At 35.9% G+C, this 17,538-nt stretch carries 12 protein-coding genes; 8 read left to right on the top strand and 4 right to left on the bottom strand.

Annotated features, from left to right (window positions below; all coding sequences use genetic code 11):
- Positions 1 to 10: 10 nt before the first annotated feature.
- The 3 genes from AC3WRL_RS08375 to AC3WRL_RS08365 all read right to left on the bottom strand — a co-directional run bounded on the left by AC3WRL_RS08375 (position 11) and on the right by AC3WRL_RS08365 (position 3,833).
- The gene (locus AC3WRL_RS08375; RefSeq protein ID WP_214830359.1) at positions 11 to 949 is read right to left on the bottom strand and encodes a ribose-phosphate pyrophosphokinase; all 939 of its coding nucleotides are present in this window, start codon (positions 947 to 949) and stop codon (positions 11 to 13) included.
- Between the two features lie 84 nt (positions 950 to 1,033).
- Positions 1,034 to 2,584, bottom strand: a complete 1,551-nt coding sequence (locus AC3WRL_RS08370) for an SGNH/GDSL hydrolase family protein (protein ID WP_214830357.1) — start codon at positions 2,582 to 2,584, stop codon at positions 1,034 to 1,036.
- 10 nt (positions 2,585 to 2,594) lie between these two features.
- Entirely contained in the window at positions 2,595 to 3,833 is a 1,239-nt protein-coding gene (locus AC3WRL_RS08365) for an OmpP1/FadL family transporter (protein ID WP_214830355.1), read from the bottom strand.
- 276 nt (positions 3,834 to 4,109) lie between these two features.
- Between AC3WRL_RS08365 and AC3WRL_RS08360 the strand changes: the two genes are divergently transcribed.
- The 6 genes from AC3WRL_RS08360 (at position 4,110) to AC3WRL_RS08335 (ending at position 12,308) form a co-directional block, all read left to right on the top strand.
- Entirely contained in the window at positions 4,110 to 5,474 is a 1,365-nt protein-coding gene (locus tag AC3WRL_RS08360; RefSeq protein ID WP_214830348.1) for a PSP1 domain-containing protein, read from the top strand.
- Positions 5,467 to 5,928 (top strand): gliding motility lipoprotein GldH, encoded by a 462-nt coding sequence (locus AC3WRL_RS08355; protein WP_214830346.1) that lies wholly within the window; start codon positions 5,467 to 5,469, stop codon positions 5,926 to 5,928. Before AC3WRL_RS08360 ends, AC3WRL_RS08355 begins: the two co-directional genes overlap by 8 nt.
- A gap of 6 nt (positions 5,929 to 5,934) precedes the next feature.
- Entirely contained in the window at positions 5,935 to 8,307 is a 2,373-nt protein-coding gene (locus AC3WRL_RS08350; RefSeq protein WP_214830344.1) for a penicillin-binding protein 1A, read from the top strand.
- 74 nt (positions 8,308 to 8,381) lie between these two features.
- Positions 8,382 to 9,923, top strand: a complete 1,542-nt coding sequence (locus AC3WRL_RS08345; RefSeq protein ID WP_214830342.1) for a protein adenylyltransferase SelO — start codon at positions 8,382 to 8,384, stop codon at positions 9,921 to 9,923.
- Between the two features lie 80 nt (positions 9,924 to 10,003).
- Positions 10,004 to 10,957 carry a T9SS-dependent choice-of-anchor J family protein gene (locus AC3WRL_RS08340; protein ID WP_214830339.1) on the top strand — a complete coding sequence of 318 codons (954 nt, stop codon included), beginning with the start codon at positions 10,004 to 10,006 and terminating at the stop codon, positions 10,955 to 10,957.
- A gap of 76 nt (positions 10,958 to 11,033) precedes the next feature.
- A complete protein-coding gene (locus tag AC3WRL_RS08335; protein WP_492330087.1) occupies positions 11,034 to 12,308 on the top strand; it encodes a DUF6080 domain-containing protein in 1,275 nt (424 codons plus the stop codon).
- Between the two features lie 54 nt (positions 12,309 to 12,362).
- On the opposite strand, the gene AC3WRL_RS08330 is transcribed toward AC3WRL_RS08335, so the two are convergent.
- On the bottom strand, positions 12,363 to 12,899 hold the full coding sequence (locus AC3WRL_RS08330) for an SPOR domain-containing protein (protein ID WP_214830335.1): 537 nt from the start codon (positions 12,897 to 12,899) through the stop codon (positions 12,363 to 12,365).
- A gap of 185 nt (positions 12,900 to 13,084) precedes the next feature.
- Between AC3WRL_RS08330 and AC3WRL_RS08325 the strand changes: the two genes are divergently transcribed.
- Positions 13,085 to 14,446, top strand: a complete 1,362-nt coding sequence (locus AC3WRL_RS08325; RefSeq protein WP_214830333.1) for a c-type cytochrome — start codon at positions 13,085 to 13,087, stop codon at positions 14,444 to 14,446.
- A 22-nt stretch (positions 14,447 to 14,468) separates the two neighbouring features.
- Positions 14,469 to 17,516, top strand: a complete 3,048-nt coding sequence (locus tag AC3WRL_RS08320; RefSeq protein WP_214830331.1) for a TAT-variant-translocated molybdopterin oxidoreductase — start codon at positions 14,469 to 14,471, stop codon at positions 17,514 to 17,516.
- The last annotated feature ends 22 nt before the right edge of the window (positions 17,517 to 17,538 follow it).

Genomic DNA, 17,538 nt, shown 5'->3' with positions numbered 1-17,538 from the left:
AAATAATCAATTAGATAACAAATTTACTACTGATTGATTGATGCTCATGAACCATCTTCATAACGTCTGCAAATAATGGGGCGCAAGATAGCACTTTTATTTTAGATGACAAATTATTTTTAACAGGAATTGAGTCAGTTACAATAACTTCCAGCAATTGGGACTTCTCAATATTTTCGTAAGCTTTTCCTGAAAGCACACCATGAGTAGCCATCGCTCTAACAGTTTTCGCCCCTTTTTCCATTAAAATATCTGCAGCCTTACAAAGTGTCCCAGCAGTATCGATCATGTCATCGATAAGAATAACGTTTTTACCATCTACATCTCCGATAAGGAACATCTCCTCTATTACATTCGCTTTCTTTCTTTCTTTGTAAGCAATTACTACTTCAGCACCTAAATGTCCGGCATAGTTTTTAGCTCTCTTTGCTCCTCCCATATCCGGTGAAGCAATCGTAAGGTTATCTAGGTTCAATGCTCTTATATAATCTACGAAAATAGTGGAAGCATAAAGGTGGTCTACCGGAATTTCAAAGAACCCTTGAATTTGGTCTGCATGCAGATCCATTGTCATGATTCGTGTCGCACCCGCTGCTGTTAGAAGATTCGCAACAAGCTTTGCACCTATCGGAGCTCTTGGTTTATCTTTTCTGTCCTGTCTTGCAAGTCCAAAATATGGAAGTACAACAGTAATACTTTTTGCAGAAGCTCTTTTTGCAGCATCAATCATTAGAAGAAGTTCTAAAAGATTGTCTGCTGGCGGGAATGTAGATCCTATTAGAAAAACTCTTCCTCCTCTTACAGATTCGTCTAAAACAGGTTCAAATTCCCCGTCACTAAACTCCTGGAAGTTTATTTTTCCTAGTTCCTGCCCATAATACTGAGCAATTTTCTCTGCCAAGTCCTTACTCGTCCTTGTACTAAATAGATAACTTAACTGATCGGCCATTTTTACTTTTTAAGATTTTGCAAATTTAAAAAAAAACCACAAGAATTACTCTTGTGGTTTCTAAGTTTTTATTTCTTTGATATTTTAAGGGAATTTTATTCCCGAATAATTGTTCGCGTTTATCTGTGGTAATGTAGATTTATACCTTGCGTTAATAGATTTAATAAATTCATTAGCAACAATAGCATACCCTCTACCAGTCAAGTGAACTCCATCAAGAGAGAAAGCACCGCCTGTTACAAATTTAGCCGTATACTTTACTCCATCAAATGAAATCCCAGATTGATTATTAAGCTCAACCATTTTTTTATTCGCATCAACAAATGCATATCCTTTAGAATCTGCTGCTGCCTTAATGGTAACATTGTAAGCATCAATAGCCGTATTTACATCTGTAACTTCTGTTAATGTCAGCACATATTTATCTGCAAATGGGTAAGCAATTCCCTTTGCTCCAAGTGCTGCAGGAACTCCCGGAGGCAATGTTTGAAGTGTTCCTATTTCAGCTTTTGAAGTTAAAGGAACCAAATCTCCAGCTTTAGCCTGTCTAGCCTGGCCATAAGTTGCCCCTAAATATGGCGCTAAAGCCACTAGGGTTGGGTTGCCCGAAGCCAATGCTGCACCGGTAATCTGATTATTTAAAGGAGCCAGACTTTCATCGACAATAAGCAAAGGGTTTGAATCCGTTTTAGAAAGTAGCTTTATTCTGTCTCCAGCACCAATAGCCGTTAATATCTGACTTAATGGACCGTATAAATTAGTATTTAAGTTATCTATAGTTGCATTTCCAACAGTTACATTACCACCTCCCAGAACAGCTGCTGTTAAAGGATTGTATGGCACTGTCGTTAGAGAAGGAATAGAAGTAACACTTGGAATATTTGCTATTACCCCTTTAGCATTTGTTGATGCTATTTCATTAATTAATGCATTGTAATACTGTGTAAACTGTGCTGGCGGTGTAAGTGTTTCAACTGTAGCATCTCCCCCTGCAAGAGCATATAGTAATGCATCGTTATTTCCTATCCATAATGAAAAGAATGTAGGATTTTGTGCTTTAAAATCAGCTATTACAGATGTTGTAGGACTTGAAGCAAATCTCACAAAATAAGGATTAGCTGTTTTTGCCGGAATCCCTTGGATATTTCCATATCCCGGAGCCAGTAAATGAGCTACTTTTGCTCCCGGTACTCCCATATTATTAAAAGGACCTGTTAGAATTGTATTAACAACTGCGGTTGCAGTATTATTATTTGCATTTTTAATATCCGGGGATCCATTTACAAAAGCATTAATAAATAATTTTGTATTAGCAATCTGAACTGGACCTATAAGACTATTTAAGATCAACCCACCGTTATTATCTGGCATTAATGGCTGCTTAAACTCACCACCTCCAACAAGTTTCATTTGTTGAGCAATCATTGATGGATAAGATTCATTTTGTCCATCTAAATAAAGAGCACCATCTCTATACCCTGAAGTTAATGAATTACCTAATGCAACATACTTAGAAAAGTTTGCTTCACCTTTATCCACTTGGATATCTTTTACATCCGTATCAAAATCATTTTCGCAGCTTGTCATAAATAAAAGAGCAGAGACAGCGATTGTAGAAATTATAATTTTTTTCATAGTCTTTCAATTAAAATGGGTTATAAGATAAGCCTAGACCAAAATAGAACGCGGTAGCTTTAGCCTGTCCAACGAAACCAAGATTGGTATTATTTACGTCTCTGGCTTGAGGCATTGCATACCCTCCGGCAATATCAACTCCAAATTGCTTTAGTTTAAACCCTACCCCTCCTGTTACTACATAGGTATTAAACGAAGGTGTTTCAGCAATAAAGTTATTATCAGAATAAGGAGATTCATCATAATAAGCACCAAGACGACCAAAGATCATATCACTGAATGCATACTGTGTTCCCAATCTGAATGTTTTTGAATTTCTAAAGTTTTTAGGAGCAACAAGAATTGTTGGGTCTCCTGGCTGATTTCCAATAGGAGCATTTGCAAAATCTAATGTTAGTTTGCTGTATCTTTCCCATCCATGATAGTTAAAGTCGGCAGAAACCAACCATTTTGGAGTAATCTTATATGTTAAACCAACCGTATATTCTTCTACTAAAGGTAAAGTCGCCGTAAAGCTATCCTGTCCGTTAGCACCCAGACCTAATAATGAATAGATAGATTGTGATGGGAATTTAAATGTTGCTGTTCCGTTTTTAGCTTTCATATCAACAGGTGAACGGTAGGCAATACTTATATCAAGTTTTTCTTCCGGTCTGAAATAGAAACCGAAGCCGTATCCATGTCCACTTGCTTTTTCGTCATTAATATTAACCTCTCCTCCAAACTGGGTAACAGCTTTATCCCAATCCACCTTTCCTCTTGCATAAATATAACTTGCCCCAAAAGCTAACCATGGTGCCAATTTTACAGAAACCATTGGCTGGAAATAAAAGCTTTTTAGTTCTAGTTTCTGAACCATTTCTCTTCCTTCCCAATTATTTGGCCACTCAATAGTACTACCAAAAGGCGTTGAAAAACTAAAACCTACTGATAGATTTTCTAGCGGTTTATAAGCAATAGCCGCATATATCGGTGTCCCAATAGGATTATCAGTTTCTGTACTCTGTAAAGTATTCAAATTCTGAAAAGTAACTTTGTTACTTGCTCCAAATCCTCCGGCAACTATACTCAGTTTAGAAGGAATGAATGACATACCTGCAGGGTTAAAAAACGCCACACTTGCATCTTCAGCATGAGCACTAGTATGTGCCATTGCCAATTGTTTTACCCCTTGCAAGGAAACTCTGAAGCCTCCGGCGTAAGATAAAACACCTGCCAATAAAGCAGTTGATACTAATATTTTTTTCATAGACTATTATTATATAACCCAAATATAAAATTATTTTGAATAGGTCTGTTAATATTTCTTAATATTTTAAACATTACAGGAAAAGAAAATTATGTTTAAAATAACACTTTGGGAAAACATCAGTCTAAAAGCATATATACTAGCACATTGATAATATTTTATTGAACAATTGTAATATTTGTTTAAGATTAAACAATGATGTTATGGAATATTTGAATTTTTTAGAATTACATAAAGATAAAAATATATAAATTTGCAAGATTAAATATTAGTTATATGAGTTGTGGATGTAAAACATCCGGCGATTCTGCGCATTCTTGCGGACCCAAGAAATCCGCGAATGGTTGTGAAAGTGTAAATACCTGTGGTAATAGTTATAAATTAAGTGTTTTCGACTGGCTGTCTAACATCAACAATCCTCCTTCTAACAGGTGTGATTTTGTAGAAGTTAGATTTAAAAATGACAGAAAAGCGTTTTATAAAAATGTAAATAATGTTCCTTTACATATAGGTAGTGTAGTCACCGTAGAATCGAGTCCCGGACATGATGTTGGTGTGGTAAGTCTCACCGGCGAATTAGTGAAAATTCAGATGAAAAAGAAAAAATCTTCTGAAGAAACCTCACTAAAAATATACAGATTGGCCAATCAGAAAGATATTGAAGTTTGGCAGGAAGCAAGAAAAAAAGAAGATAGCGTAAAGATTCAGGCAAGAAAAATTGCTCACGGTCTTGGGCTTGAAATGAAAGTTACTGATGTTGAATATCAGGGTGACGCTTCGAAAGTAACATTTTATTATACTGCAGATAACCGAATAGATTTCAGGCAGTTGATAAAAGAATATGCTTCAACGTTCAGAACTAAGATCGATATGAAACAAATCGGTTTTAGACAGGAAGCTGCAAAAATTGGGGGTATCGGTTCATGCGGTAGAGAGCTTTGCTGCTCAACCTGGCTAACGGATTTCAGATCGGTAAATACGAATGTTGCAAGATATCAGCAGCTTAGTATTAATCCTCAAAAACTGGCTGGACAATGTGGCAAGCTAAAATGCTGTCTTAATTATGAATTGGACAGTTATCTTGATGCATTAAGCAATTTCCCTTCTTCATCAACAACATTAGATACAGAAAAAGGAAGAGCTTTCTGTATCAAAATTGATGTTTTCAAAAAGAAAATGTGGTTCGCTTATGTTGACAGTTCAGTAGCTTGGTATGATTTCGATATTGATCTTGTAAAACAGTTTATTTCTAAAAATAAACGCGGTGAAAAGATTCTGCCACTTGAAGATCTTAAACAGCCTGACATCCCATTACAAAGTATTGATTTGATTCAGGAAAACAGCGTTGACAGGTTTGAGAAAAAGAATAAAGCTTTCAATAAAAACAGAAATCAGAATCAGAATAACAATCAAAACAGGCCAAACAATAATCAGGGACCTAGAAAAAACAGACCTGAAAGACCTGAGAGATCAGAAAATGCAAATTCTAATCACAATCCAAAACAACCAAGGCCTCAACAGCCAAAAGTTCAATTAGAAAAAGCAGAAGCTGTATCTGATCCTGACAAAAAACCGCAACAAAATCCGAACAAGAAAAAATTTAAAAAGAAATTTCCTCCAAAAAAAGATAACAATGCATAAAATTTTAGGATTACTATCCCTTATTCTTTTCTTGAGTTGCAATTCTTCAGGAGAAAACGTTACCATGAATTCTGTTGATAACAAATGGAATAAGAAAAGTGAGCAAAAATTTAATCTTGAAATTTCGGATCCACAGAATCCTAAAAATATTATATTTGTTGTAAGAAATAATAACAATTACCCTTACAGCAATATAAGGTTTATTGTTAATTTCACTAATCTTCAGAACAAGAAAAAAGAGACAGATACCTTAAACTATGTCCTTACAAAACCAAATGGAGAATGGCTTGGTACAGGTTTTGGAGACACGAAGGAAACTCTTTTTCAGTATAAATTGAACTATAAATTTCCAGAAAAAGGGAAGTATGAAATTGGATTAATACAAGCAATGAGAAATGACTTCCTTCCTGGGATTGAAGATATTGGAGTAAAAATAGAAACGGCTAAACCGTAACCATAAATGGAAGAAAACAAAAAAAACACAGGAAGCAAAGGAAAAACCTTTCCACTTCCACCCAAAAAAAATACTTCTTGGAAAAAATGGGCTAAATTTATTTGGCTTGGACTTATTGTTGTTGTCTTAGGTATTTCAGGGCTTTTCTTTGCCGTTTCTCAAGGCTTTCTTGGTGAAATGCCTGATGTAGAAGAGCTTGAAAATCCTGATATTTATGTAGCCTCTCAAATTTATTCTTCGGATGGTGTTCTATTGGGTAAGTTTGAAAAAGAAAAAACTCAACCTATTACATACAAGGACCTTCCTCCTTTTCTTGTTTATGCTTTACAGGCTAAAGAAGATGAGCGTTTTAAGGAGCACTCAGGAATTGATGTCCAATCTATTGCAAGAGCTGTGGCTTATGGAGGTAAAAGAGGTGGTGGATCTACGATCACTCAGCAGCTTGCAAAATTACTTTTTACAGGAGGTGCTTCACAAAATAAAATTAATAGAGCATTTCAAAAACTAAAAGAATGGGTCGTTGCAGTAAGTCTTGAAAGAAGATATACAAAAGAAGAAATTGTAACATTATATTTCAACAAGTTTGACTTTTTATACAATGCAAACGGAATTGAAATGGCTTCAAAAATTTATTTTAATAAAACGACAAGTCAGCTTACATTACCTGAGGCTGCTATGTTTGTTGCCATGTTGGAAAATCCGGTAAAAAACAACCCAATGCGTAATGAAACAAGAGCAAAAGCGAGAAGGGATGTTGTTTTGGAGCAAATGCAAAAAACAGGTTATATTGATGAAGATACCTATAGTAAAGCTGTAGCAACTCCTATTACCTTGGATTACCATCCAATCAAAAACATCAATGATGACTACTCTGCTTACTATAAGTTTTATCTGAAAAAAGAGATTGACAACTATCTTAAAGATCACGAGAAAGAAACCGGTAAAAAATTAAACCTTTATAAAGACGGGCTGAAAATATATGTGACCCTTGACTCTAAAATGCAAAAATATGCGGAAGAGGCGATCAAGGAACACTTAACTGATCTACAGAAAAGATTTGACGCGGAGCAAAGAGGAAGAAAAAACAGACCATTCTACTATTTAACAGATAAGCAGATTAATGGTGTTATGACTCAGGCGATGAAAAGAACCGGACGTTATAAACTTCTAAAAGCTGCGGGAGTATCTGAAGACTCAATTCTAATGGAATTCCATAAACCTATAAAAACATCACGTTTTACATGGAATGGAGAAGAAGAAGTTGAAATGTCACCTTGGGATTCTATCAGATATCACAAGCAAATTGCTCAGGCAGGACTAATGTCTATGGTTCCAGGAACCGGGGAGATTAAAGCCTGGGTAGGAGGAATTGACTGGCAGCATTTCCAATATGATCACATTAAACAAGGTAAGAGACAGGTTGGTTCCACATTTAAGCCTTTCGTATATGCAACTGCTATTATGAAATTAGGAATGACTCCTTGTTCAGCAGTTTCAAATGGAACCTATGACCACAACGGATGGCACGTCCCTGGTAGAGGAGGAATGCTAACTCTGAAAGATGCTTTAGCTCATTCCCAAAACCCGGTTGCAGCACGTCTTATCGAGATGACTGGGGTAGATGCAGTAATACAAACAGCCAGAGATCTGGGAGTTACGGAAGAAATACCAAGAAACAACACCATTGCTTTAGGTTCATCCGATATTACGATTTATGAAATGCTAGGAGCTTACAGTACTTTTGCCAATTATGGAAATCACAACAAACCGGAAATGATCTGGAGGATTGAAGATGCTAATGGTAGGGTTATTAAAGAAGTAAATGTAGATCCGAAGGAAGTAATGAATCCTCGTTATGCATACACCATGATTGAATTAATGAAAGGGGTAGCACAATTTGGGACCGCCTCTGGAGAACTTTCAAGAAGAGGGATTTCAAAAGCAGTAGAAATTGCTGCTAAAACAGGTACTACACAGAATAACTCTGACGGTTGGTTTATGGGAATCACTCCAAAACTAGCTACAGGTGCCTGGGTTGGATGGGAAGACAGAGCAACCCACTTCTTTGGGACTGGTGAAGGACAAGGAGCGAGAATGGCATTACCAATCTGGGCTATCTTTATGAAAAAAGTCTGGGCTGATAAAAGCTTAGGAATCACTCCTGATGATAAATTTGTAAAACCATCAGACTGGAAAGACGGATGTTCTGACCTAAAAGGTTTGAGTGGTGGCTATGGAGATGATGGAGGCCTTCAGACCATTGATGAAATTAAAAATCCCAAACCAGTAGATCAGACTCCAAAAACGAATTCTGGTAAGAAAGAAGAGAACGTCAATGAAAACCTGAATACAGGTGAAGAGATTGATTTTAATAAATAATTTCTCTTTTATAAATACATGAGACCTTTCAAGCAATTTGAAAGGTCTTTTTTTATTGTCGTATCTTTGTATCTATGAATATTGAAAAGATCAGACAGCCCTTTCTAAAAAACTTTCCAGGAGATTTTTCGGGAAACCCTATGCAAAGAGTTACTCCAAAAGTGTTATTTTCAACCATCAATCCTGCGGGTTTTGAAAATCCAAAAGTAATTGCTTTTAATGAAAAACTTTCAGAGGAAATTGGATTAGGCAAATTCGAAAGTTCTGATATAAATTTTCTTGTTGGAAATGATCTTCCTGCAAATATTCAATCGTATGCTACTGCTTATGCTGGACATCAATTTGGAAATTGGGCAGGTCAATTGGGAGATGGAAGAGCTATATTAGCGGGTGAAATAACAAATAATTCCGGTCAAAAAACCGAAATTCAATGGAAAGGCTCTGGAGCAACTCCTTATTCAAGACATGCAGATGGACGTGCAGTATTGAGATCTTCCGTCCGGGAATATCTTATGAGCGAAGCAATGCATCATCTGGGAGTCCCTACAACAAGGGCTTTAAGCCTATGTTTTACAGGAGAAGATGTTGTAAGAGATATGATGTACAATGGAAATCCTCAGAATGAAAAAGGAGCGGTGATCATCAGAACTGCCGAAAGCTTCCTCCGTTTTGGACATTTTGAACTAACTTCAGCCCAAAGGGAATATAAAACACTACAGGATCTTGTTGACTTCACCATTCAAAATTACTACCCGGAGATCACATCATCAGATACACAGAAATACAAGGATTTTTTTAAAAATGTCTGTACAAGAACGGCGGATATGACTACAGAATGGTTCAGAGTGGGATTCGTTCATGGAGTAATGAATACCGATAATATGTCAATTCTCGGATTAACCATCGATTATGGTCCCTACTCAATGATAGACGAGTATGATTTAAATTTCACACCCAATACCACTGATCTACCCGGAAGAAGGTATGCATTTGGAAAACAGGGACAGATCTCACAATGGAATCTCTGGCAGCTGGCCAATGCTCTTCATCCATTAATAAAAGATGAAAAATTTCTGGAAGATACCTTGAATTCTTATGGTAATTATTTTTGGGAAACCCATGATAAAATGCTGTGTAGAAAGTTTGGCTTTGATCAGTTAATAAATGGGGATGAAGATTTTTTCAGCAACTGGCAAGGATTGATGCAGGAACTGCAGTTTGATCATACCCTATTTTTCAATCAATTAGAAAAAGTAGATCAAGAAAACGATGTAAAAGATTTATTTGCGAATGTTTCTTATACAAATCTGACTGATGACAAGTTGAGAAAACTTGAAGATTTCATACAGAAATACAATGAAAGGCTCTCCAAAAATAACATAACAAAAAAAGAGTCCTTGAATTTGATGCAAAAAACAAATCCTAAGTTTATCCTAAGAAATTATCTTTTATATCAATGTATTGAAGAAATTAATGATGGTAAAACAGAATTATTAGATAAACTAACCCAAGCATTAGAGAATCCATATCAGGAAATTTATCCTGAATTTTCTGAGAAGAGACCTTCAAGCTATGATGATATATCAGGATGCTCTACCCTGTCATGCAGTTCTTAAGTTCATAATATAAAGTAAGATACAATTGTCTATTAAAAAAAATGCTTACTTTTGAGTAACAATTACAAAATAGCTTTATTATGAAAAAGACTTTACTCTCTTTAGTATTATTAACGGGCATTATGGGCAATGCTCAAACCGTTTTATTAGATGAAGGTTTCGAATCTTATACAAACTTTGCAATTACAGGCTTAGGTACCTGGCAAACATTAGATTTAGATGGATTAAATACTTACACTGGAGGAGGTCCTGTTGTTGGAGGCACCACTATTCCTGGATGGACAGCCAATTGGACCAATGCAGGAGCTCCAATGGCATTTCAAATATTCAACCTTTCTGCAAGCAATGCCACAAACAACCTTACTTCGGTAACTGGAGTAGATGAAGAAATAAGAAATTTCACTCCTCATGCGGGACAAAAAACTGCAGTATCCTGGGCCGGCGTTCCTGCAGCTGGTGCTACAGCAAATAATGATTGGCTTATTTCCCCAGCAGTAACACTAGGCGCAGGAGGCAATCAATTAAGTCTTTGGGTAAAGGCACTTTCTCCAGCTTTCATTGAAAATTATAAAATTGGAGTATATATCGGTAGTGGTACACCAACTACAGCAGCTAATTTTACAATTATTTCAGGGGCTAGTCCTTTAGTTGCTCCTTACGCAGCATGGCAACAAGTTACACAGAGTCTAGATACTTATGCCGGTCAAACTGTTAGAATAGGTATCCAATATATGTCTGCTGATAAATATATGCTACTCGTAGATGACGTTAAGATTACGACGGGAACTCTTTCTACTAACGAAGTTTCTTCAAAGACCAAAACAAGTATCTCCCCTAATCCTACAAAAGGAGAAGTGAATATCAAAACTGATAAAAAGATAAAATCTTCCACAATACTAGATATGTCTGGCAAATCAGTAATGAATACAAATTCTGAGAAATTAAATATCTCTTCTCTCCCAAAAGGAATTTACCTGATTAAGGTTGAGTTTGCCGATGGAACTTCAACTACTGAAAAAGTAATTAAAGAATAACAATTTTTTATATATCTGTTAAAACTCACCAAAATTGGTGAGTTTTTTATTTTACTTTTGCAAAAACTTTAAACAGGTGAATTTCAAATCAAAATTCGTTAATTTCTTCAAGCTCGTATTCCCTTCTTCATTAACTGAGCTATGGGTATTTCTATTTTTTATATCTTTTTATGGGATTTTAGGATCATATATCGCCCTTAATTACCGAATAATTTTTGACAACAGGATTCCCTGGGATGCCTATTTCAGCTTTGACAACCGCTCTATTGTAATGAGTGGCGGAAGTTTTGAAAGACATCCCCTCTCTTATTATTTCTTCAACTGGATAAGGGAAATTGCTTTTTTTATTTCAAATGGTAAAACAGATTCTACGTTCCGATTGACCTTAGCATGGTTCAGTACAATCACGATAAGCCTAAGTGTACTACAGATTTTTAAATATCTTAAAAATATCATTCATCTACCTTTGATGATCAATCTTTTACTGGTATTATTTTTTGGATTTTTTTCAACAAACATTTTACTTTCCTTTACTCCTGAAAACTTCACCTATACCCTTTTTCTTCTCTGTTTGTATAATCATTATGCCGCAATTAAGCTTAAAAAGGATGAAAAAATACCGGCATTAGCTCTTGCTTTTGCTGCCATTTCAGTAGGAGGTCTTACAATTACAAATATTGCTAAAGCATTTGTTCCCGTATTATTTGAAAAAAATATTTTCAGAAATTGGAGAAAATTCGGAAATGCAGCTCTGCGCGTTGCCATAACCTGCATTTGCTTTGTCCTACTCTATTTGAACCGAATTGATTTTAAATATAAAAACATATTTAACAAGACCAGCGAACAGTATGAAAAATTCTCCAATGTAAAATCTACTTCTACCTGGGATATGATAGCTTCTTATTTTTTCGGTGGCAACATCCTATTCTCAAGCTTCATTATCCGGGACAAAAATAATATGAAAGGCTTTAATTTTAAAGCGTTAATCATGGATGTTTATTCTTCCTGGATTCCTTATTTATTTATTGCAATTCTATTAGGATTAATATTGTGGAGTTATTTTAGAAACTTTAAAAGCAAATTTGTGCAAATAATCATGATTTCATTTCTGCTAGATATCGTTATCCATTGCATAATGAAATTTGGATTACACACTTCATATATCTATGGTGGACATTTTGTTTTCGTTTTTCCATTACTTTTAGGATGGCTTTTTTATGCTTATAAAGCATCACCAAAAGTATTATCGATCTTAGCAGTCACAATAGGAATATTGTTCATCTATTTAGTAGTTAACAACTACATTAGAATGACAGAATTTTTCTGGTTTTTAAACACCTATTACCCATAAAAAAGCTGAGAAGAAAATTCTTCTCAGCTTAACTTTTTATATAGAATAAAAGCTCTATTTTGCTTCAGCACAGAATATTCTGTATTGTATTGCCACCGCAGATTTAAAATATTCTCTAATTTTAGACAAGTCCGAAGATGCACTTTGTTTCGTGAAATAACTTCCTACTAAGATCTTGTAATTAGGTCTTAAAGAAGCATCAGTTTCAACCTTCAGATTTGGAAATCTTTTTCTAAAATAAGACTTGATCTCATTGGCTTCATCATTACTTTTTACTGTCGTGATCTGTATTTTATATCCCAAAATTCTTGGATTCTTTCTACAGATCTCTGCATTTGTCAATTCTCGACTTGGAACATATATTTTTGTCGGTTTTGTATAGGTCTCTTCATTATTTTCTCTAGGAGTTGTAGAAGTAGAAACTCTGGAACATTTATCTTCCAGACCTTCTAAAGCATCTTTTACCTTAGGATCCATAGACATAATCAGCTCTGTTCCGGACAATGTATCCTTCTTTACAACCTGCTGGGCTTCAATAGTATAAAATCCGAATAAGGATAGTATTGTCAATATTTTGATTAAATTTTTCATTTAAACTTGTTTGCGCAAATTTATACAAATTAAAAAATTATACCAAACAGAGTTATTTAGAATCAATACAAATTAAACGTAAATGATATTTTCCCCTTTCTATATGCCGTTAAATTCCTGTTAAAAATATTATTTTTGCGGGATTGATTGAATGTTCAATATTTTACTAACATAAGATAATTTAAATGATTAGTTGGAGAAAGCATTATAAACAAACGTTGATCGCAATAGGCTTATTGCTATCAACCAGTGCTTCATTTTACGGGCAAGACGGCGATCCTAAAAACGGCGAGAAACTTTTCAAAGCGAATTGTACTGCATGTCACGCGCTGGATAAACAAGTTATAGGACCTCCTTTGAAGGGAGTTGTAGAACGTGTAAAGACAGAAGGTGGTGTAGACAAAGATTGGCTTCATAAGTGGATCAAAGACAACAAAGCTCTAAGAGCTTCTGGGGATAAATACGCTAATGAGATTTTTGAAAAATTTAATAAAACTGAAATGTTACAGTTTCCTAATCTTACAGATAAGGATATTGATGACATCTTAGCTTTTACAACTAATCCTCCAGCTCCGGAAGAGAAAAAACCGGAAGCGGGAGCTACTGCAACAGATGCTACGGCAGCTGCACCAGCGGACAAAACAACAACAAACGTTGTAATCATTTCACTTTTAGCGATTGCAGGTTTATTGGTTTGGATCTTACTTAAACTAAGACAATTAGTTAAACTGGGTCAATCTGAAGATTTAGCAGGATTAAACGAAACAAGGGTTCGTTCTTTCAGTGAAGTCTATGAAAAATACCATTATATAGGTAAAGGATTACTGGCAATTTTAGCGATCCTTGCTACTTATGGAATTTGGAACTGGATCATGTGGATCGGTGTTTACAAAGGATATAAGCCAGAGCAGCCTATCTTCTTCTCACACAAAATCCACGCTGGAGAACAGAAAATTGACTGTCAATTATGTCACTCAAGCGCTAAATACGGTAAGGTTTCTGAAATCCCTTCTATGAACGTTTGTATGAACTGTCACAGAACAATTTCTGAATACAATGCAGACCACTACATGGAGCCTGGAAAAGACAAGGCATTCTATGATGGTGAGATCCAGAAGATCTATGCCGCAACTGGTTGGGATCCTGCAAAACAAGTATACACTGGGAAAACTCAGCCTGTAGAATGGACAAGAATCCACAACATGCCGGATTTCGTATACTTTAACCACTCTCAGCACGTTGTAGCTGGTGAGCAGGCGATCATCAATTCTTTCAACAAGAAAAATCCAACGAACAAAATTGATGTTGTTTGTAAAGCTTGTCACGGAAAAATTGATACAATGAATGTTGTTCAGATGGCTAATGACTTTACGATGGGATGGTGTATTGAGTGTCACAGAACTACAGAAGTTGATATGAACAACGGTTATAATAAAGAATACTTCAAAAATCTACATGACAAGTTGAAAAAACAATACCCTAAAGATGGTGGTAAGATTACTGTAGATGCGATTGGAGGTCTTGAGTGTGGTAAATGTCATTATTAATAACTAAAAATTAGAAGTATAAATGGCTTCAAACAAAATACAATTTAGAAGTATTCATGAACTTAAAGACCCAGCTTTAAATAATAGGCTGGCTCAGAAAGAGTTTCAGGAAGAAATTCCGGTAGAAGATTTCCTTGGAGATGCTGAACAAAACGGATCAAGTACTTCAAGAAGAGATTTCTTAAAGTTATTAGGATTTTCTACGGCAGCGGTAACGCTTGCTGCCTGTGAAGCTCCGGTAATTAAAACGATTCCTTACGTGGTAAAACCTCATGATATTATTCCTGGGGTTCCAAATTACTACGCTTCAACATATTTTGATGGTTTCGACTTTGCTAGTGTTTTAGTAAAAACCCGTGAAGGAAGACCTATCAAGATTGATCCAAACCCAGCTGCAGGTGATTTAGGTAAAACTAACGCCAGAGCTCAGGCAAGTGTACTTTCTCTTTATGATAATGATAAAGTAAAACAACCTAAGCTGGACGGTAAAGACGAAACTTTCGATAAAGTAGATGATTTCGTTCTTAAAGGTTTGGCAGAAGCTCAGGCAGCAGGTAAGAAGATTGTTCTTTTATCTCAGTCATTCGCTTCACCAACTTTCAAAAAGTTGTTCGCTGAATTTAAAGCTAAGTATCCTACAGCTGAACTTGTAACTTATGATGCTTTCCCTTACTCTGCCGCATTAGATGCTGCTCAGGAAGTATTCGGACAAAGAGCATTACCTGTTTATGACCTTAAAGGGTCTGAGTTAGTAGTTTCTTTCCAGGCAGATTTCTTAGGAGATTACAATGCATCGAGTTTAGAAACGTCTTATGCTGAAGCTAGAAAACCGGGAGCAAACATGTTGAGACACGTTCAAGTGGAATCTAACATGTCTTTAACTGGTGCAAATGCTGACTCAAGATACAGATTAAAACCAAGTGCAGTAAATAAAACGTTAGTTGAGGTTTATAATGCAATCGTAGGTGGAGGTGCTGCTTCTGACAAGATTGCTGCTGAAATCGTAAAAGAACTACAGGCAAAAGGCAACAAAGCAGTTGTATTAGCTGATGGTTCTAAAGGAGCTCAGGTTCTGGCACACTTAATTAACCAAAAACTGGGTTCAGTAGCTTTCACTGGTAAAGCTAATTTCTTAAAAGAATTTGATAAAGCAAGATATCAGGAATTTCTGGGATGGGTAAATGCAGGTCAGGTTGGTGTATTAATTACAAACAATGTAGACCCTATCTACTCTCATCCAAAAGGAGAAGATTTCAAAAAATCTTTAACAAAAGTTCCTTATGTAATTGCTGTTGCAGATAAGAAAAATGAAATGTATAAGGCAGCGAAAGCTGTAATTCCTGTAGCTAACTGGCTGGAATCTTGGGGTGACATGGAACCTCAGACTGGAGTTTATACATTAATGCAGCCTACGATCCAAAAAATCTACAAATCAAGACAGATTGAAGAATCTTTATTGGTTTGGAAAAATGGTAAAAACAATGCTGCTAATAACTACTATGACTATTTAAAAAATAGTGCAGCTTCTATATTAGGAGCTACCTCTTTCAACAAAGCTTTATATAATGGTATCGTTCCTTCAAACAACGCAACAACGTTGGCTTATACAGGAGGAAATGCTGCTCAGGCTCTTGCTGAACTAGGAAACTTTAAAGCTTCTGATTTAGAATTGGTATTATATACTAAGACTTCTATCGGAGATGGTACTCAGGCCAACAACCCTTGGTTACAAGAATTACCAGATCCATTGACAAGAATGTCTTGGGATAACTACTTGACAATTTCTCCTAAAGATGCAGAAAGACTAGGAATAGAAAACGACCTTAACGCTAGAATGCAGTTAGACGGTTCTATTGTAAATCTTACGGTGAATGGAGTAACAATAAAAGATGTTCCTGTATTTATTCAACCAGGTCAGGCAGACGGATCAGTAGGTCTTGCACTTGGATATGGTAAAAAAGATTCTGGAGCAACTGCTGATACTGGAGTAAACGCTTATCCTTTATTTGATGGCTCTAATTTAGCGGTATCAAATGCTAAAATAGAGAAAACAGGAGAAGATCACGAATTCGCAGGTATCCAGCTTCAAAACACCCTAATGGGTCGTTATGAAATTGCTAAAGAAGTTCCTCTTACTGAGTATTTAAATGTAGCATTTGATGACGAGCATAAAGGATGGAACAAGCCTTTGGAGTATCACACGATCAGTGGAGCTCTTCCAGCAAGAAAAATAGATCTTTGGGATGCTTTTGACGACACAGATGGCCCTCACTTCAACTTATCAATCGACTTAAACTCTTGTACTGGTTGTGGAGCATGTATCATTGCTTGTCAGGCAGAAAACAACGTTCCTGTTGTAGGTAAAGAAGAGATCAGAATGTCAAGAGATATGTACTGGTTAAGAATTGACCGTTACTACTCTGCTAAAGAAAAAATTGAAACTAAAGAAGGTATTGAAAGAGGATTAAATGTTCCTAATCTATACGACATCTTAATTGAGCCAAACGAAAGTCCTGATGTAATTTTCCAACCGGTAATGTGTCAGCACTGTAACCACGCTCCATGTGAAACAGTATGTCCGGTAGCGGCTACTTCTCATGGTAAGCAAGGTCAGAATCACATGGCTTATAACAGATGTATTGGTACTAGATATTGTGCAAACAACTGTCCATACAAAGTAAGACGTTTCAACTGGTTCACATATAACTTAAACGATCGTTTTGATTTCAACATGAATAACGATCTTGGAAGAATGGTACTAAACCCGGATGTTGTTGTAAGAACAAGAGGGGTTATGGAGAAGTGTTCAATGTGTATCCAAGAAACTCAGGCTACAATCTTATCTGCTAAGAGAGAAAACAGAAAAGTAACTGACAACGAATTCAAAAATTCTTGTGCATGTGCTGCTGCTTGTTCTACCGGAGCAATGACGTTTGGAGACATGAATGATAAAGAATCTGAAGTGAGAGAATTATATTCTAGCAACAGAAGATATTATTTACTAGAAGAGATCGGAACAAAGCCAAATGTGTTCTATCACACTAAAGTAAGAAACAGAGTAGAAAAATAAAGTTTAAATAATAAATAGGTAA

Source organism: Chryseobacterium sp. FW101-FHT12H09 (genome assembly GCF_058790395.1).
Note: the sequence above shows the minus strand (reverse complement) of the source record. Positions and strands in the feature narration are given on the sequence as shown.